The sequence below is a fragment of the Brevundimonas sp. genome (assembly GCF_018608325.1).
In the GTDB taxonomy this organism is placed as follows: domain Bacteria; phylum Pseudomonadota; class Alphaproteobacteria; order Caulobacterales; family Caulobacteraceae; genus Brevundimonas.
The window spans coordinates 3,521-19,966 of sequence record NZ_JABAZW010000013.1; the positions used below are offsets into that span (position 1 = coordinate 3,521).

The 16,446-nt window shown below is 60.7% G+C and carries 31 protein-coding genes and 1 pseudogene; 23 read left to right on the forward strand and 9 right to left on the reverse strand.

Features of this window, described 5'->3' with window-relative positions; genetic code table 11:
- Positions 1–159 precede the first annotated feature (159 nt).
- The 5 genes from QZ281_RS01400 to QZ281_RS01420 are packed head-to-tail and all read right to left on the reverse strand — an operon-like array spanning position 160 to position 1,820.
- Positions 160–471, reverse strand: a complete 312-nt coding sequence (locus tag QZ281_RS01400) for a hypothetical protein (protein WP_292223823.1) — start codon at positions 469–471, stop codon at positions 160–162.
- Positions 468–1,064 carry a hypothetical protein gene (locus QZ281_RS01405; protein ID WP_292223825.1) on the reverse strand — a complete coding sequence of 199 codons (597 nt, stop codon included), beginning with the start codon at positions 1,062–1,064 and terminating at the stop codon, positions 468–470. The genes QZ281_RS01400 and QZ281_RS01405 overlap by 4 nt, the downstream gene beginning before the upstream one ends.
- Positions 1,061–1,339, reverse strand: a complete 279-nt coding sequence (locus QZ281_RS01410; protein WP_292223828.1) for a hypothetical protein — start codon at positions 1,337–1,339, stop codon at positions 1,061–1,063. Before QZ281_RS01410 ends, QZ281_RS01405 begins: the two co-directional genes overlap by 4 nt.
- Positions 1,339–1,698, reverse strand: coding sequence for a helix-turn-helix transcriptional regulator (locus QZ281_RS01415; RefSeq protein WP_292223831.1), 360 nt, complete (start codon positions 1,696–1,698; stop codon positions 1,339–1,341). The genes QZ281_RS01410 and QZ281_RS01415 overlap by 1 nt, the downstream gene beginning before the upstream one ends.
- The gene (locus tag QZ281_RS01420) at positions 1,698–1,820 is read right to left on the reverse strand and encodes a hypothetical protein (RefSeq protein ID WP_292223835.1); all 123 of its coding nucleotides are present in this window, start codon (positions 1,818–1,820) and stop codon (positions 1,698–1,700) included. Before QZ281_RS01420 ends, QZ281_RS01415 begins: the two co-directional genes overlap by 1 nt.
- Positions 1,821–2,096: 276 nt before the next feature.
- On the opposite strand from QZ281_RS01420, the gene QZ281_RS01425 reads away from it, so the two are divergent.
- The 3 genes from QZ281_RS01425 to QZ281_RS01435 all read left to right on the forward strand — a co-directional run bounded on the left by QZ281_RS01425 (position 2,097) and on the right by QZ281_RS01435 (position 3,910).
- The gene (locus QZ281_RS01425; RefSeq protein WP_292223838.1) at positions 2,097–2,222 is read left to right on the forward strand and encodes a hypothetical protein; all 126 of its coding nucleotides are present in this window, start codon (positions 2,097–2,099) and stop codon (positions 2,220–2,222) included.
- Between the two features lie 120 nt (positions 2,223–2,342).
- Positions 2,343–3,350, forward strand: coding sequence for a hypothetical protein (locus QZ281_RS01430; RefSeq protein ID WP_292223841.1), 1,008 nt, complete (start codon positions 2,343–2,345; stop codon positions 3,348–3,350).
- A gap of 104 nt (positions 3,351–3,454) precedes the next feature.
- On the forward strand, positions 3,455–3,910 hold the full coding sequence (locus tag QZ281_RS01435; RefSeq protein WP_292223844.1) for a hypothetical protein: 456 nt from the start codon (positions 3,455–3,457) through the stop codon (positions 3,908–3,910).
- Between the two features lie 19 nt (positions 3,911–3,929).
- Here the strand turns inward: QZ281_RS01435 and QZ281_RS01440 are convergent, their stop codons facing one another.
- Positions 3,930–4,262 carry a hypothetical protein gene (locus QZ281_RS01440; RefSeq protein WP_292223846.1) on the reverse strand — a complete coding sequence of 111 codons (333 nt, stop codon included), beginning with the start codon at positions 4,260–4,262 and terminating at the stop codon, positions 3,930–3,932.
- 93 nt (positions 4,263–4,355) lie between these two features.
- On the opposite strand from QZ281_RS01440, the gene QZ281_RS01445 reads away from it, so the two are divergent.
- From QZ281_RS01445 to QZ281_RS01510, 14 genes and pseudogenes are all read left to right on the forward strand, one after another.
- A complete protein-coding gene (locus QZ281_RS01445; protein WP_292223849.1) occupies positions 4,356–4,601 on the forward strand; it encodes a helix-turn-helix transcriptional regulator in 246 nt (81 codons plus the stop codon).
- Between the two features lie 104 nt (positions 4,602–4,705).
- Positions 4,706–4,855 (forward strand): hypothetical protein, encoded by a 150-nt coding sequence (locus tag QZ281_RS01450; RefSeq protein ID WP_292223851.1) that lies wholly within the window; start codon positions 4,706–4,708, stop codon positions 4,853–4,855.
- Between the two features lie 3 nt (positions 4,856–4,858).
- Positions 4,859–5,386, forward strand: coding sequence for an HNH endonuclease (locus QZ281_RS01455; protein ID WP_292223854.1), 528 nt, complete (start codon positions 4,859–4,861; stop codon positions 5,384–5,386).
- A gap of 59 nt (positions 5,387–5,445) precedes the next feature.
- The gene (locus QZ281_RS01460) at positions 5,446–5,880 is read left to right on the forward strand and encodes a hypothetical protein (RefSeq protein ID WP_292223856.1); all 435 of its coding nucleotides are present in this window, start codon (positions 5,446–5,448) and stop codon (positions 5,878–5,880) included.
- Entirely contained in the window at positions 5,880–6,308 is a 429-nt protein-coding gene (locus QZ281_RS01465) for a hypothetical protein (protein WP_292223858.1), read from the forward strand. The genes QZ281_RS01460 and QZ281_RS01465 overlap by 1 nt, the downstream gene beginning before the upstream one ends.
- Before the next feature lie 214 nt (positions 6,309–6,522).
- Positions 6,523–6,798: a DUF2312 domain-containing protein gene (locus tag QZ281_RS01470; RefSeq protein ID WP_292223861.1), complete on the forward strand. Its 276-nt coding sequence runs from the start codon at positions 6,523–6,525 to the stop codon at positions 6,796–6,798.
- A gap of 2 nt (positions 6,799–6,800) precedes the next feature.
- Positions 6,801–7,244, forward strand: coding sequence for a single-stranded DNA-binding protein (gene ssb, locus QZ281_RS01475; protein ID WP_292223863.1), 444 nt, complete (start codon positions 6,801–6,803; stop codon positions 7,242–7,244).
- A 10-nt stretch (positions 7,245–7,254) separates the two neighbouring features.
- Entirely contained in the window at positions 7,255–7,419 is a 165-nt protein-coding gene (locus QZ281_RS01480; RefSeq protein ID WP_292223865.1) for a hypothetical protein, read from the forward strand.
- Positions 7,416–7,613 (forward strand): hypothetical protein, encoded by a 198-nt coding sequence (locus QZ281_RS01485; protein WP_292223867.1) that lies wholly within the window; start codon positions 7,416–7,418, stop codon positions 7,611–7,613. The genes QZ281_RS01480 and QZ281_RS01485 overlap by 4 nt, the downstream gene beginning before the upstream one ends.
- A complete protein-coding gene (locus QZ281_RS01490; RefSeq protein WP_292223868.1) occupies positions 7,610–7,969 on the forward strand; it encodes a VRR-NUC domain-containing protein in 360 nt (119 codons plus the stop codon). The genes QZ281_RS01485 and QZ281_RS01490 overlap by 4 nt, the downstream gene beginning before the upstream one ends.
- Positions 7,966–8,175, forward strand: a pseudogene (locus QZ281_RS01495) (helix-turn-helix domain-containing protein); the annotation flags it as partial. The gene QZ281_RS01490 and the pseudogene QZ281_RS01495, both read left to right, overlap by 4 nt.
- 21 nt (positions 8,176–8,196) lie before the next feature.
- The gene (locus QZ281_RS01500) at positions 8,197–8,370 is read left to right on the forward strand and encodes a hypothetical protein (RefSeq protein ID WP_292224061.1); all 174 of its coding nucleotides are present in this window, start codon (positions 8,197–8,199) and stop codon (positions 8,368–8,370) included.
- A 540-nt stretch (positions 8,371–8,910) separates the two neighbouring features.
- Complete coding sequence (locus tag QZ281_RS01505) at positions 8,911–9,420, forward strand: hypothetical protein (RefSeq protein WP_292223870.1); 510 nt, start codon at positions 8,911–8,913, stop codon at positions 9,418–9,420.
- The gene (locus QZ281_RS01510) at positions 9,417–10,061 is read left to right on the forward strand and encodes a hypothetical protein (protein ID WP_292223872.1); all 645 of its coding nucleotides are present in this window, start codon (positions 9,417–9,419) and stop codon (positions 10,059–10,061) included. The genes QZ281_RS01505 and QZ281_RS01510 overlap by 4 nt, the downstream gene beginning before the upstream one ends.
- Before the next feature lie 53 nt (positions 10,062–10,114).
- Here the strand turns inward: QZ281_RS01510 and QZ281_RS01515 are convergent, their stop codons facing one another.
- Positions 10,115–10,288 carry a hypothetical protein gene (locus QZ281_RS01515; RefSeq protein WP_292223874.1) on the reverse strand — a complete coding sequence of 58 codons (174 nt, stop codon included), beginning with the start codon at positions 10,286–10,288 and terminating at the stop codon, positions 10,115–10,117.
- A gap of 90 nt (positions 10,289–10,378) precedes the next feature.
- Complete coding sequence (locus QZ281_RS01520) at positions 10,379–10,726, reverse strand: helix-turn-helix transcriptional regulator (RefSeq protein ID WP_292223877.1); 348 nt, start codon at positions 10,724–10,726, stop codon at positions 10,379–10,381.
- 565 nt (positions 10,727–11,291) lie between these two features.
- Here QZ281_RS01520 and QZ281_RS01525 point away from each other — a divergent pair.
- Entirely contained in the window at positions 11,292–11,597 is a 306-nt protein-coding gene (locus tag QZ281_RS01525) for a hypothetical protein (RefSeq protein ID WP_292223880.1), read from the forward strand.
- 192 nt (positions 11,598–11,789) lie between these two features.
- Positions 11,790–12,086, forward strand: a complete 297-nt coding sequence (locus QZ281_RS01530; protein ID WP_292223881.1) for a DUF6289 family protein — start codon at positions 11,790–11,792, stop codon at positions 12,084–12,086.
- A gap of 63 nt (positions 12,087–12,149) precedes the next feature.
- On the opposite strand, the gene QZ281_RS01535 is transcribed toward QZ281_RS01530, so the two are convergent.
- Positions 12,150–12,392, reverse strand: a complete 243-nt coding sequence (locus QZ281_RS01535) for a hypothetical protein (protein WP_292223884.1) — start codon at positions 12,390–12,392, stop codon at positions 12,150–12,152.
- A 237-nt stretch (positions 12,393–12,629) separates the two neighbouring features.
- Between QZ281_RS01535 and QZ281_RS01540 the strand changes: the two genes are divergently transcribed.
- The 4 genes from QZ281_RS01540 (at position 12,630) to QZ281_RS01555 (ending at position 16,415) form a co-directional block, all read left to right on the forward strand.
- Positions 12,630–13,067, forward strand: coding sequence for a hypothetical protein (locus QZ281_RS01540; protein ID WP_292223886.1), 438 nt, complete (start codon positions 12,630–12,632; stop codon positions 13,065–13,067).
- Between the two features lie 192 nt (positions 13,068–13,259).
- Entirely contained in the window at positions 13,260–13,658 is a 399-nt protein-coding gene (locus tag QZ281_RS01545) for a terminase small subunit (RefSeq protein WP_292223889.1), read from the forward strand.
- On the forward strand, positions 13,636–15,027 hold the full coding sequence (locus tag QZ281_RS01550) for a PBSX family phage terminase large subunit (RefSeq protein WP_292223892.1): 1,392 nt from the start codon (positions 13,636–13,638) through the stop codon (positions 15,025–15,027). The genes QZ281_RS01545 and QZ281_RS01550 overlap by 23 nt, the downstream gene beginning before the upstream one ends.
- Entirely contained in the window at positions 15,027–16,415 is a 1,389-nt protein-coding gene (locus QZ281_RS01555; RefSeq protein ID WP_292223895.1) for a phage portal protein, read from the forward strand. Before QZ281_RS01550 ends, QZ281_RS01555 begins: the two co-directional genes overlap by 1 nt.
- Positions 16,416–16,446: the final 31 nt, after the last annotated feature.

Consider the following 16,446-nt stretch of genomic DNA (forward strand, 5'->3'; position numbering starts at 1 on the left):
AGGTCGCGACGACCCGAGGCGGCTTACCGCGCTTCTTGAGGTCTGCTTTCGCGGTTTCAATGGCGACGCGAGAGGGGTTGCCGAACAAGCCTAGGGTCGCGACGACAACCCCGTTGTGCGGTTCGAGAAGCTTGTCCATCTCTATGATGCAGGAACAGGTCATGCTGCAGCTTCCATGCTCACCGGAACAGCCAGGGCCGAACCCGATGGATTGTTGTCAGGGGAAAAGCCGTCGTCGTTCGTTGCGCGGAGGCGGCAGTTCATGGCCTCGCCAAGACGGACGGCGCGTTCGACAGAGCGGACCTGAAGCTCGATCAACGTCCCGAGGATTTCACGGGTGAAGGCGTCTTCCTCAGGGTGGTTGAGATGGCCCCAGAGCTGCTGCTCCTTGCGGATTTCCTCAATGGCCGCGTCGATTGCCGACATGGTCGCACCCTCTTTGAGGGTGTTGATGCATTGGGCGCGGTTCATGCTGCGTCCTCGAAGACGCTCAGCCGAAATACAGGTCGAGCATCGATCAGCACGAAGGGTGGCTTTTGCCGGGCGTTGAAGCGCTCGAACCGGGCGTAGGTCACCGCCACATGTTCGGGTGAGTTCCAGCGCGTGATCGTAACGGTTCGGTCGGCGCGATCCTTCGCCGCCACCGGCGTGTCATGGACCTCTCCGTCGAACCAGCACTGTGTGATTGCCAGGTCGAAGTTGCTGACCAGTTGTTCGCCCGTGAATGGGCCGACGCTGGGGCGGGCGATAATCTGGACCGGAAAGCCCCGGAACGTGCCGTCAAGAACACCCTGGACAGCATTCACCCAATCAGGCGCGTCCTCGTATTCAGTATGATCCATCAGCGAGATTTCAAAGCCCGCCGCCGCCAAGGCGACGATCTCTGACTCCAGCTCGTATGCGCTGCGAACATCCACGAAGATGTCGATGTCCTTGGCGTCTACGTCCAAGAGATGGTCGCGCACCGCGCCGCCAGCGATGACCACGCCAGTGCCGAAGGCGGCTACGACAGGCGCCATCATGGCATCCCAAAGCGCCGGACCATTTTCAGCAGCCGGGATCATGCCGCCACCTGCGTGATGGTCGGCTCGCCACGGATCGCGGCCCAGCAAGCGTCTTCGCTCGCATAGACGGTCAGATCATCAGTCTGGTCGTACTCGTTTTCCCAGCCGTCATTGGTGCGGGTTTCGGAGACTTCCATCACCAGCCAGCCGCCGAAGACGGCAACCGGTCGGACGGAGCGAAACTGGCGGCGACCGAAGTTGTCGGTCGTGCGGAGTACGTAATCGTCAAACTTGACGGCGACGTAGGCGCTGGGGGTGTTGGATTGGGCCTGCATCACGCCACCGCCTGAAAGCTCGGCGAGACCATCGCGCCAGCGACTTGCAGCAGGACGGCGCGTTGAGCGGGGTGCAGTGCGGCGTACAGCCTTTGGAGTTCATCCGAACCCGGTGGGTTGCCAGTCGACAGGTCGCCCATCGCCTCCGCGAGAAACTCCACCGGGGAGCATCCCAGCGCCTTGCACATGGGAACCAGCGTCGAGATGGCGACGCGATTGACGCCCCGCTCGTACTTCTGAACCTGCTGAAAGGTCACGCCAGCTGCCGACGCGACCTGCGCCTGGCTTGCTCCGCGCTCGCCGCGCAGACGGCGGATCGTTGCGCCGATCTTCTGGTCGATTTCGTCTTGGGTTTGCATCAGCGCGCCCCCAGCGGAGCAGCGGTCTTGGCGACTAGCTGGCGTTGAAGAGCAATCTGTTCGGCAAGACCGCGGAGAGCGGCTTGGTAGGCGGTCTGGCGATCTGTGGCGGCGGTCTGCATCAGTCCCTCCTTGGGCGTGGAGGAATATTCACCTGAGATGAATGTTCACGTCAAGTGAAAAGTTCACCTGTGGTGAATACACGACCGATCCTGACGCCGACGTTCTGGACAACGTCGGTTCGCCACGGAATCAGTGGGCCGTTAACGAATGGGCGGGATATGAAGAAACAGCCTCGATACTGCGTAGCTCCGTTCCGCCGCCGAAAGGGCGAGTTGGAGCCACGCGATATCGTTGAATGCTTGGACGAGAACACAGCCTTCCGGCGCGGAAAGGCCATGATGCCGCGCGTGGACGGCATGGTCTTTTTCAAGATCGAATGCCGCGAAGACGGCGACATCTGGAGTGAGGTCGAGCTTCTAGCTACGGTTGGGGAGGTTCCGCCAGAGACAGAGGCCGCCTAGTCAAAGCTGTTGTTCACCTTTGAGGTGCCGGAGCGGGGGCATAAAGAGCCAAGGCAACACAACCAGACTCGACTCTTCGACCCAACCTTGGATAGTCAAAGCTACGCTTGGGAGGGCTTGATGCCAAAGAAGGTCACAATTCAGTATCGCCAACTGAAAACGGAAGGGCTGTGGGAGGGCGTCGAGCTCAAGAACATGCTTGTAGACGTCCTGCGCCGACAAGGGCGAGGCGGTAAAGTCGTCGCTGAGAATGCAAAGTTGCGGATCATTGATATTGATCAGGACAACAGCTTCGTAATTCTGAACAAACTATCAGATCCGACAACCTGGGACGGACCAATTCTGTCCGGACAGGTCATTCACTTGCAGGAAGGTTCAGACGTTCACGCCGTCCTGCAGTCACTCGATGACGACACAAACGAATTCGTCGTCCAAAACCTGAATGTCGGCGAGACCGCACGGGTGCTCAAGGGCGCCCTCTATTTTGCCATCGTCGGCAATCACGTAGGCCTTATTGAAGGCCAGCAAGTCCGAGGGCGAACGCTTGAGCGATACCTGACGGCCCTTTTGCAGCAGTCCGAAGAGCTCGAACCGGGGCAGGCAGTCATCCTAACAAGCAAATTCCTAAGTGGAGACGGGAAAGAGCTGTCTGAATCGTCCGAGATCACCGTCGCTGCCGTCCCCAACAAAGGCGACGGAACCCCAAGCACCGACCGCGCGACACAGATAATAGAGCGGGAGGCGGCTAGGGCGCGTGAAGAGGGCGCAACGGTTTTTGACGTGCTGCGCACTTTGAAGTGGGCACCCGAAGCCATTGAAAGCCTGAGGGCCGAAGTGCCAGATGATGGGTGGATTGAGGGCTTCTTCAAGGTGCTAATTAAGGAGAAGAAGAACCGCAAAAAACCCATCAGTCGCGCCACCATCAATGAGGCTTTACGCAATATTGACGCAGCAGACCTTGGGCTGCGTGGCGAAGGAAGCGAAAAAGGCGGCATTGTTAAGCTGTCAACGCAGCGCCAAGTGGAGACCGACGGGTCGCTTCTAAATCCCACCAGTGCTATGGAACAGATTGTGAACGCCCTTAGGGACTGGTCTGTCGCTGGAAAGATCGATTGCGCCTTCGAATAACAGACGCGCTGGCAATTTTAGTTGGCCTCGCATTGGGGGTCGCTCTGCCGTCAGGCACGTTTAACGGCGATCCTGGTCGTTTCTTGGTCACGTTCCTAGGATTGATGGCAGCAAGCATTCTGCCATCAATCTCATTGATTCTTGGTAGCATGACGGCGCAGGGGCGGTCGGTCCATGCGCTAGGGCAACTGGGCGATGAGCTGGAAGCGGCGGTCGATGCCCTCTTTTTGATTTTCGGTACAACGGCCTTGGTAGTCATGGCCCTGATTGCCCTTGCGATCCCTACGCCGGCCTTTTTGGGGCCACCACTAGTTTCTGTGATTTTGGAGCGAACTGGCCAAGGATTTGTGGCCGCCGCGACTGGGCTAATTTTGGTCCGCAGTAGCCAAATACCAGCAATACTTCGCCGAAGCTTAGCTATCCGTCGTCAGATCGCGATTGAGGAGGCGAAGCGTCAGACCTTGGCCAAGGCTCCACCAACGCATGCCACACGAAGCGGCTTTCCGACACATCCTGATTTTGGCAAGACGGTCGACCTGAAGGACATTCAGAAAGAGTGACGCTCAGCCATTCGGCAGATTAACTCGCCTTACGACGCGACGGCTTTGCTGTGGGGGGAGCCACCGCTTCCGCGACATGAATGGCCGCTGGCGCAACAACCTCGTTCAACACGCTCTTGAGTCGACGAAGCTTCATCGCCTCCTCTGGGGGCATTAGAAGCTCATGAGGCGCTATGTTGATGAAGGCAGCGATCTCGTGGATCTCCGACGACTTCGGCTCCTGAACGCCATGCCAGACCTTGTTCGCCTTGGCGGGAAGCCAGTCCAGTCCAGTCACCAGATCGCGCTGCTTCTTGCCCGCGACGGCGAACCATTCCTGCAAATACCAAAGAGGCGTCTCGGGTGCGGCCATGTTCACATCATGCGAACACGCGCTTGAGACGTCTGTAAGCCCTAAGTGAAAATCTTTGCTTGACCGAATGTTCACCTGAGGTGAATATACGTCATGACCCTCGCTCAACACCGTAAGTCGCTCGGACTGTCGCTTGAGGCGCTGGCCATCAGGCTTGACCTCGCCCCATCTAGCAAGAGCTGGCTGAGCGAAATCGAAAATGGACGCCGTGACGCGTCGCTACGTTTGGCGCTGAAGATCGAGCGCTGGAGCAATGGCGCCGTCCCCGCCGCATCCATCTGTGGTGAACTTCGCAAGATCGCGAACGACCCGTCACCCCCATCCGCCGAGGCCGCATAGATGGCCCAGGCTCCGAAATCACGCCGCGTACAGTCTGGCGTGACCGTCTCGCCGGGAGGATGGCCCCTCCCCCTCCACCGATCCTCTCGGCGGGACACCCTCACATGCTGACCCCGGATGAACTCGACGAGCTTCGGGAGGTGTTGCGCCAGGAACTGGCCCGCGCCCTTCACCCGAGCGTCCTGCGCCCGGCCACACCCCTTCCCGCCAACGACAGGGCTCCGCTCACCCCAGAACCGCCCGAGGCCGCCTAAACAATGACTGACACCCGGACAATTCCGCTCACGAAGGGCTACGAGGTTGTCGTTGATGCCGCTGACTACGGCTGCCTGGCAACCTACCGCTGGCAAGCAAAGGTGGTAAGGCGCACTCCAGCCTCTAAGCCGCATATCTGCGCCGTTCGATCCACCGGCGGCGGTGGCCGCAAACGCATGATCTACATGCACCGTGAAATTATCGGCGCAAAAGCGGGTGAGATCGTCGATCACATAAACCGCAATCCTCTCGATAATCGACGAGTGAATCTTCGGATTGCGACGCGGTCTGGCAATGCGGTGAACCGTGAGTACGTCAATCCGACAGGATTCCGGGGCGTCCATCCGGTCAAGCGGCGCTTCCGCGCGTCGTTGTCGGTGGACGGCTTCGTTCACCGGACCGCCATTTACGACACCCCTGAGGACGCCGCTCGTGAATACGACCGGCTCGCCATGGCGCACCACGGCGCGTTCGCCGTCGTCAACTTTCCAACGCAACCCACAGAACCTCCGCCTCTGAACGCTGCCTGAGTAGGCCCGAACAGACGAGCGGTCAGCAAATAACGAAACCAGATCAAACGGAGAACACTGTGAGCGCCGCGTTCGTCAAATCCCTGACCCGACAGATTGAAGATCGTATGGGCGGAAGCGCCAAGGCCGCTGCAGCTGCTGGCGTCTCTCAGGGCCGCTGGTCCAGCTACGTCAACGAAGGCAACGACGCCTACGCCACCACGACCATCCCGCTCCACCGCTTCATGAAGGTAGCGGGACCGGACGAGAAGTCGGCCCTGCTGAGTGTCTGGAGCCACGACTTCGCCACGCCCGGCGATTGCCTGAACACCGAGGCCAGCCAAGTCACCGAGGCGTCGGCGGAACTGCAGCGCGTCGTGCGTGAGGCCAAGGCCCGAGCTGGCGACGGCCCGATCTCACAGATCGATCAGGCCCGCATCCTCAAGCTGGTCCTGATCGTCCACGCCGAAGCTGACGACGTGCGCTCCACCCTGATCAACAAAGGGGCTGCGTGATGGGCGCGCTATGCCAGACGCCCACCAATCAGGGGCAGCACGTCTTTCGCATAGGCGACGACCGGGCCGTAAAATCGGTAGCTGGTCACCGGCTGCTGGCTGATGGGCTGGTCTCACTAACTCTTCCGCCAAGGCCGCTGACCGAGTCGGAAGCTAAGCGGCTGGCTTGGGGAATCCTGGCAGACCTTGCGCCGGATGAAGTGGCCCCTATTCCGCAGGTGGTGAACTACCGCGAAAGCGGTCGCTGTCAGGTCCTAACCCATCTGGCCGAAGGTCCCCGCCGCATACCCCAGTTGGCGGACTTGCTGAACTGGAACAGGCGCACCGTCGAGAGGCGGCTGGCAGAACTGATAGGCGACGGTCGCGTCAAGCGTGTCGCCCACTCACCCTACGACATCACTTTCGAAATCGACCGGGAGGCTGCGTGATGTTCGGCTTCCGCTCCCGCAACCGCGTCACTCGCGCCAAGGCCGCTTTCGAGGCGGCTCACACCGAGCACAAAGCCGCCCAGCGCCGCCAAGACACCCGCCGAATGTCAATCGCAGCGGCAAACCTTCGGGCTGCGAACACTGAGTTGATGGCCGCCGAAGCCGCCGCTCATCCCAAGCCCGCACACCTTCCAACCCCACACGGAGCCTGAACATGGCTGACGACGCTAATTTCGATGCTGGACCTGACGTCCTGAACTCTGCCGCCCAAGGTCGCCTGCGCAGCATCATCGAGCGTGTCGAGCGCTTGGAAGAGGATAAGGCCGCCGTCCAGAACGACATCAAGGAGGTCTTCGCCGAAGCCAAGGGTGAAGGCTACGACGTGAAGGTGCTGCGCAAAGTCATCCGCATCCGCAAGCAGGACAAGGCCAAGCGTCAGGAAGAGGAATCCATCACTGACCTGTACCTCTCCGCCCTTGGGGAGATCTGACCATGGCTGGATCAGTCAACAAGGTCATTCTGGTCGGCAATCTGGGCCGCGATCCGGAAATCCGCTCCATGCCGAACGGCGACCGCATCGCCAACCTGTCGATTGCGACCTCGGAAACCTGGCGCGACAAGTCCTCGGGCGAGCGCAAGGAAAAGACCGAATGGCACCGTGTCGTCGTGTTCAACGACAACATCGTCAAGGTCGTCGAGAACTATGTGAAGAAGGGCTCGACCGTCTATATCGAGGGCGCGCTTCAGACCCGCAAATGGACCGATCAACAGGGCGTCGAGAAGTACTCGACCGAGATCGTGGTCAGCCGCTTCAAGGGCGAACTGACGATGCTGGGCGGCAAGCCTGAGGGCGCCGATCGCGCCGACGACACCCAATCTCACCAATCGACCAGTCGTCAGGACAGCTATGACCTGAACGACGATATTCCATTCTGAGGGCTCGCTCATGGCCCGTCCTCAGACCCACACCGTTCAGCAGGCCTACATCGGGCGTGACGGCAAGCCCCGCTGCTTCGTCAAAGGCCACACGCTCCCCCTGTTCACGGACAAAATCCTGAACGAGGGCGACGCCGTCGTGATCCGCGGTAATCGCGCGGAGCGTCCAGCATGACCCGCGCCACCAACAGCGGACACCCCGGCGCTGGCCAGTACGCCACCAGCCGTCGCGGCGGCGTGTCCATGAACGACATCTGGCAGGCACAAGAAGCCATCGGGCAGCGCGCTACGCCGTCGATGATCGCCCGCTACCTGGGCCGCTGCGAGATCGACGTGCGCGTCCTGATGACGCCGGAGGCCGCAACGTGAGTGCCGGTCCTGAAGCCCGCCTGCAATTTGCCGTCGCCCGCTTCCTTGGCGTCGCTTGCCCAGACCTTCTGTGGTCGCACTTCCCGGCTGGGGAAGACCGCAATGCTATCGTGGGCCGCAAGCTGAAGGACATGGGCCTCAAACGGGGCTGGCCTGACATCATCCTATGCCTGCCGGGCGGTGTTTTGGGCGCCATCGAACTGAAAGCCCCCACTGGTCGCCTGTCGCCGGATCAAATCGCCTTCCGCGAAGCCCTGATCGCCGCTGGTGGTCAGTTCGCCCTGTGTCGGTCACTGGACGACGTAGAGGCCTGCCTTGCCGCCTGGAACGTCCCGCTACGAGCGAGGGCGCAATGAGGGTCACTGGTCAGGAAGTCATAGCCTATGTGGCGGAATTCTACGATCTGAGCGTTGGCGACCTGAAGGGAACCAGTCGGGCAAGGCGTCTGGCTCGGCCACGCCAGATCGCTTGCTATGTGATGCGGTGCGTCTGCCCGCATCTGAGCTTTCCAGCCATAGGACGCCTTCTTGGGGGGCGCGACCACACGACTGTGCTTCACGCAGTGAGCAAGGTGTCGGAGTTGATGGCTGACGCCCACGGATTTGAATCCGATGTCGCCGACATCCTGGCCCACTTTTATCGGCCAACGTCAGCGGACCTATACCTGCGCGCACGGATCATTGACGCTGAGCGTCACCTTGAGGCGCTGAAGGCGCAGGCTGCTGGATCACCCGCCCTGTTCGAGGCCGCAGCATGAGCGCCATCGCTTACTTGCAGCGACTTCTCGACGCCGGACTAGCCCTGGACGTCGCCATGATCGCTGCGCGTGAGCATGAGGCAGTGATGGCTGAATCCGGCCCACGCCGGTCAAAGGGAGCGCTACGCCAAGCTCGATACGAAGAGCGAAAGCGTCAGAAAGCGTCAGAAAGCGTCAGAAATGACGCTTCTGACGATACTCCTTCCCTCCCTTCTTCCCCCCACACCCCCCAACAACCCACCCATCCACGGGGAGATATATCTACCCCGCGCGAGAAGGCCGTTTCGAAGGCTGACCACGCCAAGGCCTTCGTCGAGTTCTGGACTGCCTACCCCCGGAAAGTCGGCAAGGACGCGGCGGCCAAGGCGTTCACCAAGGCGCTGGCGCGGGCAGACGGTCCAGACCCGATTTCAACGATCCTCGACGGCCTGCGCAGAGCCCTCCCCGGCTGGGACGATCCGGAATTCATCCCCCACCCGACCACCTGGCTGAACCGAGGCAGCTGGAACGACGACGCCCCCATACCCCGCCGAGATCACCATGACCGCCCTGCAAACGATCACCGCCCCCGCCCTTCCAACGCCGCGCCTTCCCGTGCCGAGCGTGGTCAATCAGCCGCTCTTGCAGTGCTTGCTCGCCGGGGGGCTCTACCGAGACAAGATCAAGGCTGGAGTGCTTTCGACGAACCACCTTCCGGACCTGCGCCAGCTGGTGGCGGAGCTGGAGCCTTCGGTTCGCCCCGCCACGCTGCCTGAGGCCGCAGCAGTTCTTGACCGGCTGTTTGCCCACTACTTGCGGCCAGACCTGCCGAACCACATCGAGGAGAACCGCCTCGACGACTGGTACGACGACCTGGAGGGCATCCCGCTGGACATCCTGCAGGCGGCTGCGCGGGACTGGCGCCGGAGCGAGGCCAAGTACGCCCCGACGCCCGGGCAGTTCCTCGAAAAGACCAAGCGCTACACCGACCCTCGGACCTACGCCTACAACATCGGACGCATGGTGATTGAGGCTTTGGAACAGATCGAAACCCAGAAGGCCGCAGCATGAGCAAAGCCCGCATAAAGAACGGCAAGCCCAAGATCCGCTCCAAGGGCGGCCGCCCACGCAAGGAAGGCGCACGCTATCCCTCAGGAGAGCTTCGCCCCGCTGGTCCGAACCCCGAGGTCATCGTCCGCCGCAAGGCCCTATGCGGAGACATCACCATGGCGACGAACCCCATCGACGTGATGCTGGCCAATCGCTGGATCACGGAGGACCAGCACCGCACCGCCGCGCGCTATCGTCAGGACCATCGATCGGCAGCCCTGTGCGGTCCGACCGTACCGACCCAGCGCGACCTTTCAGCCCCAGAAGGCGTCGACACCCGCGACCAGTCTTTCGCCACCATGCCCGACAAGGACATCGCCGCCGTATGGGATAGCGCCATGAGCCGCACGCCGCCTGCCGCGAATGACCAGCACGCCGGTCAGGCCCGCGCGATGGACCGCTACCGTGAGGCCAACCGTATCCTGACCGTGGCCCAGCGCAACGAGGTCAACGACGTAGTGCTACTCGACAGTTGGCCCCAATGGGTTCTCCAGCGCCGCGCCGGGAACTTCACGTCGTCATGGGAGAGAAAGCGCGAGCTGTTGATCGACGGCCTGGACTTGATCCAGGAGATCTATGGCCCACGGAGGAAGGCGGCATGAGCAAGGATCTGCGCCCGAGACGCTCCCCTTGCTCGACCCAGGTCGCCCCTTGATCAAGCCAACTTCTCCAGCGAAGCGTCATACCTCTCACGAGCCACTGCGAGCGTAGCGCGGGCCTGTGTTCTGGATGGCTCGTCCAGACTCTGGCGGAAGCCTTCATGAGCGGCGCACAGAGCAGCTAAAGCGCAGTCCCACTCGACAATATCCGGGTCATTGAAGTCGATCATCTGCCCGATCCTTCCCTCACATTCTGAGTAGGAACGGCCCAGACTGATAATCCGACCTGCGGCCAAACTTCGCGGCAGACCGAAGCGTGCCTATGAAGGATGCTCCTGCGCAGCCAATGCCTCCACGAGATCGGTAATCGCCTCGCGCTGACTGGCTGGAAGATCACCCCACGCCCTGAGCAACCGCTCAGCGCCAATGACCGTGGTCTCTTCGGTGCCGTAAAGCTCTCCAATGCTGCACCGTAGCACCTTGGCTAGAGCAGGCATTTTGTCGGAGGGCACCCGGTTCTTGCCTACAAGGTATTTCTGCACTTGCTGGAATGAGACCCGCAGGGCGTCGCCAAGCTGGGCCTGGCTCAAACCAAGCTCAGCTCGACGACTGTTTATATTCTCCGCAATTCGAGTCGTGACTTCCTTATCTTCCGCCATCTCGGCCATGCCGCACTCCCACTGAAACGCTTGATCACAAGGGCGCCCGACTGAAAGCTAACGCAACGGCACCCTCAGCGAAATGACGTCTGGTTATTCGAGGCGTTGAAACCCTCCAGATGCGTCAAGGTGATGTGCCGATTGGCTGCAGAAGCCGCGCCAACCTTCTCAGTCGGAACTATGTAGTCCAGTCACGTAGTCGCATCCGCCTGAGTCTGGCGTAGCACGCCCTCAACAAGCAGCAAGGTTCGCAGACGTAGCAATAATTTACAGTTCAGGACGATAATTATTCGCAATCAAGCTTTACTGTATCGCAAAACTCTCTAACGGTTTCGCCGCGCAACTTTAGGGGGCGTGGGGTGAGTGCCGAACCTTCATTGGCTGCGGCGCTAGGGGCGGCCCGTCTTCCCTCCAAACATGAGGCCGGGCCGCTCTTCCTCTTTTTTCTGACCGAGTGAGTGCGGCATTCTTACTCAGCGAAATACGGCGAGACCCCGTATTTCTACGTAATCAGAATTCAGAACCAGTTAACCGAGCAAGCGCAGCCTCAACGTGCCAGCCTATGGAGGGAAAGATGGCGCGTAAGATCGGCTTTGACCAAGCTGTGAAGCTGCTAGGACAAGCGAGACTTCTTCCAGAGGAAGAAGCCCCAGACACTGACGATCTTGAGAAGATCGTATTGCGCCAAACGCCCATGCACTGGGAACAGGCGGCCACCATTCTCGACGAAGTTGCGTACAATATGCAGGCAGGCGCCAGGTGCGACGGCTTGGACATCGCTGCTGTAAACCGCATCGGGTTCTGGCTACGTCAGCTTGACGTTGATGAGCGCATCAAGACCGCGACCTCTGTTCACGCCGCACGCAACAAAGCTGCTTGACGGCGAATCCGAACCAGCCAATAATTCGGCAAATGAAAGCCTCGGAGTTTTGCGCTCCGGGGCTTTTTCGTGCCCGACGCACACGCCAACCTGCGACATTCCGTCAATCGGGCAACCATCTCCCTGCGTTGACTCCAGCGTGTAGACAAGACGATCCTCAGTTGCCCCAATCAGAGGGCTCAGGAGGATGATTTGTTCAACGCCAAGCGAATTGCCGTAGGTTTGTCTTCTCTATCCATTCTTGCTGCTGCCGTTGCAGTAGCAGCTACCGCGCCCGCTCAACCCGCAGCGGCTGCCGGTCAGAGCTCCTTCCGGATCTACGAGTTCACCTACTACTCGGATGCAAATCATTCGACCGTCGTTGGATATGCCCGGCAGGCTTGCTCGCCAAATGATCCCGGCTTCCAACAGTGGGGAACGGTGACGCAGTACGTCGTGTCCAATCCAATAGGCTACTGCAGCCCTGATGATGGCGGTGTGATCCACTAAGCTTCGGCTGACGAATAGCTGGAAGGCCCCAGGCGTCGCCCGGGGCCTTTTTCGTGAACCAGCCTAGCAGGTAAAGGGCTGGAACGTTTGATGAAGCGTCCTCTGGCCATATGGCCCGCGAACGGTCCCATCACATTCTACAATGCGATAACCGGTCTCGTTGGTGTGCTCGTAGGTTGAATACCAACGGTAGACACCAGGCGTTCCGGGGGGCGGATAGTTTGGATCAAACTGCGCATTGGCCACGGTCGTCGGCACAACAAAAGCGGCGGCAGTCAACGCTGCTATAAAGAGCTTCTTGAACATTCTTTCCTCCACAATCCCCGCACGTGCGGAAACCAACCCAATCATCAATCGGTGATTGTGGCAGTTAAAAACCTTGTCATTGCGGTTGACTGGGAGCCCGCTGACCATGTTCGGAACTACGGGAATGGCTGGATCACCAAGGTCACCCTATCAACCACAGGTTTGCGCGGAGATTTTACCAAGCCTTAACTCCCGGCAACTGAAGCAAGAATTCTTTTCTAGAAGCGGGGGCTTCAGTTGCAGATCATCAGCGGCTTTTCAGAGGTGTTGCACCGTGAACTGATGGTTTCAGGACACGAGCACGTCTCCAGCACCAACGAGATTGCCTTCAGCGTGGGCGGCGTCAGCGCCAAGATGCGAACCCGTGAACCCATCATCTTGGCCACCGGAGATCGGATTGCCGTTTGCGGAGAGTTCGGCAAGGGCGGCGTGTTCAACGCCTACGCTTTGATGAACTACACACGCGGCGTCTCCGCCAGCTGCGCCGCCAGCGCAAACGAGATACTTGGCGTAATCTTCATCATCTTTGGTGCCGCGTTCGCAATCGTGGGTGTCGGCCTTCTGTTCGTGGCACTCGGCATCTGGCTGCTGAGAGAAAACAAAAAAATGAAGGCGGCCGAGACAATGCTGCACGATCCACATAGTCGAGATGCTAGCGCGGGGTCGGCGGCGTAGCATTGCGGTTCTCACCGCCTTGGAAGATTATCAATCGCAGGTCGGACGGGAGAGCGTCGCCCGAGGTAACCGCCCCGCCGATCTGAGGCTATCCTGCGTCGCCGTCCCGCTACAGCGGACTTGAACGGGACCGGCCGGACGTGACCGGCCGGCAGGGTCGAAAGGTCCGTCCCGTGAGAATACGGAGGGCCGATGCCCGCTCTCTCCAACCCCAAGCATGAGCGGTTCGCTCAGGCCTTGGCCAAGGGCAAAAGCCAAGCCGAGGCCTACGCTGACGCTGGCTACAAGCCCAGCGAGCCGAACGCGTCTCGCCTGACAAGTAATGACAAGGTGCAGGCGCGCCTCTCAGAGCTTCAGGAACGCGCCGCAACTCGCACCGAGATCACGGTCGCCAGTATCACTGAACGCCTGCTCGCCATCGCCACCAAGGCTGAGAAAAGCCGGGAGGCTCCGATGCTTCAGGCCGCACGAGCCAGCCTCATGGACGCTGCGAAGCTGAATGGCCTCGTCGTCGACAAGTCATCGATCGACGCCCGGGTTACAACGCCCAAGACGCTGAACGACTTCTATGGCGGCGAGAGCGACGCTTAACCCGGCGCTTCGGGATTTCTGGCGCACACCCGCCCGCAACAGGGTTCTGAAGGGCGGCCGGTCTTCATCGAAGAGCTGGGACGCAGCAGGGTTCGCGATCTTCCTCGCGGCGAACTATCGGGTTCGGTTCCTCTGCACCCGCCAGTTCCAGAACAAGATCGAGGAGAGCGTCTACACGCTCCTCAAGATCCAGATCGAACGCTTTGGCCTGAAGGCCGAGTTCACGATCCTGAACAACCGGATCGTCCACAACACGACCGGGTCAGAGTTCATCTTCTACGGCCTGTGGCGCCACATCGACGAGATCAAGTCGCTCGAGAACATCGACGTGTGCTGGATCGAAGAGGCCCACAACCTCACCAAGGCGCAGTGGGAAATCCTTGAGCCGACCGTTCGGAAAGACGGCTCGCAGTTCTGGATCATCTTCAACCCACGCTTGGTGACGGACTTCGTTTATCGGCGCTTCGTCACGAACACGCCACCTGACACCGTCGTCAGGACGATCAACTACACCGACAACCCCTTCCTCTCGCCTACGATCCTGAAGGTGATCGAAGCCAAAAAGGCGGAGGACGAAGAAGAGTATCGCCACACCTACCTCGGCGAGCCTCGGGAAGACGACGACGCGGTCATCATCAAGCGCTCGTGGATCCAGGCAGCGATCAACGCGCGGAGTGTGCTTGGACTGCCTGCGTCGGGACGGCGCCGCATCGGTTTCGACGTTGCTGACGGCGGCGATGACAAATGCGCCACGGTCGAGGCATGCGGGATCGAAGCTGTCCGGGTCGATGAATGGAAGGCCGGTGAGGACGAACTTCTCAAGTCGGCGTCTCGCGTTCACGTCCAGGCCGTCGAGAGCGGTGCCGAGATCGACTACGACAGCATCGGCGTCGGGGCCTTTGCAGGCGCCCATTTCGCCAGCCTGAATGAACAGAAGGCTGCGCAGGTCGCCTATCACAAGTTCAACGCCTCGGGCGCGATCCTGAACCCCAAGGCTCGGATCGACCCAAAGGACCCGAAGAGCCCGCTCAATGCGGACTTCTACCTCAACCTCAAGGCTCAGGCGTGGTGGGAAGTGGCGGCCCGGTTCCGCAACACCTTCAACGCGGTCAACCGGGGCATGCAGTTCGACGAGGGCGAGTTGATCTCGATCTCTCCCGACTGCGATCACCTCGACACCCTGATCGATGAGCTTTCGACGCCACGGCGCGACTACGACGGGAGCGGCAAGGTGAAGGTTGAAAGCAAAAAGGACCTGGCCAAGCGGGACATTCCGTCGCCGAACAAGGCTGATGCGTTCGTGATGGCGTTTGCCCAGCGCGAGGCTGGCTCCACCGTCGCCATGTTCCTGAAGAGCAGGCACCGCTGATGAGCGCCCGCCATATGCTCGTGAACCGCGCCGTCCGCACGCTGCAGGCCATGTTCCCCGGCTTCGGGTTCGGCAGCCAGAAGCACAACCACGCGGCGGACTTCGGCTATCCCGACCAGATCACGTTCAACGAGGCCTACGACGCCTACTGCCGCAACCCTCTGGCCCATGCCGCTGTCGAGAAGACGGTCGGCAAGACCTGGGAGGACAACCCCTTCCTCCAAGAGTTCCAGCGGGACGGGACCGAGAAGGGCGACCAGGGCGAAACCAAGGGCGAAGCAGCCATCCGCCAACGGTTCGCCGATCTGCGCGTCTGGCAACATCTCGCCGAGTGCGACCGGCGTGGCCTCGTCGGCGGCTATTCCGGCCTGATCCTGCGCCTTGCCGACAACAAGCAGCTACGGGAGTCGGTTGACCGGGTTCCGGGTGGTCTGGACGGTCTGGTCGAGGTCATCCCGGCATGGGAAGGCCAGCTCACAGTCAACGAGTGGGACCAAGACGAACGCTCGCCCACCTACGGTCAACCGAAGATGTACGCCTTCGCGGAATCGGCGGTCGGCGACGCCAAGCAGCCCCGCCAGTTCAGCATCCACCCCGACCGGGTCATCATCTGGTCGCGCGACGGCACGCTGAACGGTCGCTCAGCTCTTGAGCCCGGCTACAACGCCCTGCTCGACCTGGAGAAGATCAGGGGCGGCGGCGGCGAAGGCTTCTGGAAGAACGCCAAGTCCGGTCTCAGCCTGGAGATCGACAAGGACGCCAAGATCGAGAACATGGCCCAGGCCATGAGTGTCCCGGTCACGGAAGTGGTCGACAAGATCGACGAGCAGGTCGAGGGCTTCAACAAGGGCTTCGACAAGTCGCTGCTGCTCCAGGGCATCAAGGCGACGCCCGTGCAGGTCACCCTGCCGTCGCCTGAGCATTTCTTCGGCGTCGCGCTTCAGTCGTTCGCTGCGTCCTGGCTGATCCCGCTGAAAATCCTCGTCGGCTCCCAAACCGGAGAGCGCGCCTCGACTGAGGACAGCGAGGAATGGGCCAAGGTCAACATGGGGCGCCGCACCAATCAGGCGATCCCGGCCATCATGTCGTTCGTAAACCGGCTGGAGCGCTTCGGCATCCTGCCCGCCAAGGACTGGCACCTCGATTGGTCGGACCTCACTGAGGCTTCCATGGGCGAGAAGATCGAACGCGCCTCCAAGATGGCCGACATCAACCAGAAGATGGGTGATGAGGTCGTGTTCACCGGCGACGACATCCGCGGCGTTGTCGGCATGGAGCCGCTGAGCGACGCTGAGAAGTTCCGTGACGAGCCCTCAGATGACGATGAGGCTGACGCCCTCGGCGCACCGAAGCCCGCCCCCAAGGCCGATCCGGCAGACGCGGCCTAGCCGCACCATCCACATTTCAGGAGGCCGCCTT

What these genes read in the sequence shown, in the direction of transcription:
- QZ281_RS01400 (WP_292223823.1), bottom strand. Translation starts at nt 471, where the DNA reads ATGAACCGCGCCCAATGCATCAACACCCTCAAAGAGGGTGCGACCATG.
- QZ281_RS01405 (WP_292223825.1), bottom strand. Translation starts at nt 1,064, where the DNA reads ATGATCCCGGCTGCTGAAAATGGTCCGGCGCTTTGGGATGCCATGATG.
- QZ281_RS01410 (WP_292223828.1), bottom strand. Translation starts at nt 1,339, where the DNA reads ATGCAGGCCCAATCCAACACCCCCAGCGCCTACGTCGCCGTCAAGTTT.
- QZ281_RS01415 (WP_292223831.1), bottom strand. Translation starts at nt 1,698, where the DNA reads ATGCAAACCCAAGACGAAATCGACCAGAAGATCGGCGCAACGATCCGC.
- QZ281_RS01420 (WP_292223835.1), bottom strand. Translation starts at nt 1,820, where the DNA reads ATGCAGACCGCCGCCACAGATCGCCAGACCGCCTACCAAGCCGCTCTC.
- QZ281_RS01425 (WP_292223838.1), top strand. Translation starts at nt 2,097, where the DNA reads ATGATGCCGCGCGTGGACGGCATGGTCTTTTTCAAGATCGAATGCCGC.
- QZ281_RS01430 (WP_292223841.1), top strand. Translation starts at nt 2,343, where the DNA reads ATGCCAAAGAAGGTCACAATTCAGTATCGCCAACTGAAAACGGAAGGG.
- QZ281_RS01435 (WP_292223844.1), top strand. Translation starts at nt 3,455, where the DNA reads ATGGCAGCAAGCATTCTGCCATCAATCTCATTGATTCTTGGTAGCATG.
- QZ281_RS01440 (WP_292223846.1), bottom strand. Translation starts at nt 4,262, where the DNA reads ATGGCCGCACCCGAGACGCCTCTTTGGTATTTGCAGGAATGGTTCGCC.
- QZ281_RS01445 (WP_292223849.1), top strand. Translation starts at nt 4,356, where the DNA reads ATGACCCTCGCTCAACACCGTAAGTCGCTCGGACTGTCGCTTGAGGCG.
- QZ281_RS01450 (WP_292223851.1), top strand. Translation starts at nt 4,706, where the DNA reads ATGCTGACCCCGGATGAACTCGACGAGCTTCGGGAGGTGTTGCGCCAG.
- QZ281_RS01455 (WP_292223854.1), top strand. Translation starts at nt 4,859, where the DNA reads ATGACTGACACCCGGACAATTCCGCTCACGAAGGGCTACGAGGTTGTC.
- QZ281_RS01465 (WP_292223858.1), top strand. Translation starts at nt 5,880, where the DNA reads ATGGGCGCGCTATGCCAGACGCCCACCAATCAGGGGCAGCACGTCTTT.
- QZ281_RS01470 (WP_292223861.1), top strand. Translation starts at nt 6,523, where the DNA reads ATGGCTGACGACGCTAATTTCGATGCTGGACCTGACGTCCTGAACTCT.
- ssb (WP_292223863.1), top strand. Translation starts at nt 6,801, where the DNA reads ATGGCTGGATCAGTCAACAAGGTCATTCTGGTCGGCAATCTGGGCCGC.
- QZ281_RS01480 (WP_292223865.1), top strand. Translation starts at nt 7,255, where the DNA reads ATGGCCCGTCCTCAGACCCACACCGTTCAGCAGGCCTACATCGGGCGT.
- QZ281_RS01485 (WP_292223867.1), top strand. Translation starts at nt 7,416, where the DNA reads ATGACCCGCGCCACCAACAGCGGACACCCCGGCGCTGGCCAGTACGCC.
- QZ281_RS01500 (WP_292224061.1), top strand. Translation starts at nt 8,197, where the DNA reads ATGGCTGACGCCCACGGATTTGAATCCGATGTCGCCGACATCCTGGCC.
- QZ281_RS01505 (WP_292223870.1), top strand. Translation starts at nt 8,911, where the DNA reads ATGACCGCCCTGCAAACGATCACCGCCCCCGCCCTTCCAACGCCGCGC.
- QZ281_RS01510 (WP_292223872.1), top strand. Translation starts at nt 9,417, where the DNA reads ATGAGCAAAGCCCGCATAAAGAACGGCAAGCCCAAGATCCGCTCCAAG.
- QZ281_RS01515 (WP_292223874.1), bottom strand. Translation starts at nt 10,288, where the DNA reads ATGATCGACTTCAATGACCCGGATATTGTCGAGTGGGACTGCGCTTTA.
- QZ281_RS01520 (WP_292223877.1), bottom strand. Translation starts at nt 10,726, where the DNA reads ATGGCCGAGATGGCGGAAGATAAGGAAGTCACGACTCGAATTGCGGAG.
- QZ281_RS01525 (WP_292223880.1), top strand. Translation starts at nt 11,292, where the DNA reads ATGGCGCGTAAGATCGGCTTTGACCAAGCTGTGAAGCTGCTAGGACAA.
- QZ281_RS01535 (WP_292223884.1), bottom strand. Translation starts at nt 12,392, where the DNA reads ATGTTCAAGAAGCTCTTTATAGCAGCGTTGACTGCCGCCGCTTTTGTT.
- QZ281_RS01545 (WP_292223889.1), top strand. Translation starts at nt 13,260, where the DNA reads ATGCCCGCTCTCTCCAACCCCAAGCATGAGCGGTTCGCTCAGGCCTTG.
- QZ281_RS01550 (WP_292223892.1), top strand. Translation starts at nt 13,636, where the DNA reads ATGGCGGCGAGAGCGACGCTTAACCCGGCGCTTCGGGATTTCTGGCGC.
- QZ281_RS01555 (WP_292223895.1), top strand. Translation starts at nt 15,027, where the DNA reads ATGAGCGCCCGCCATATGCTCGTGAACCGCGCCGTCCGCACGCTGCAG.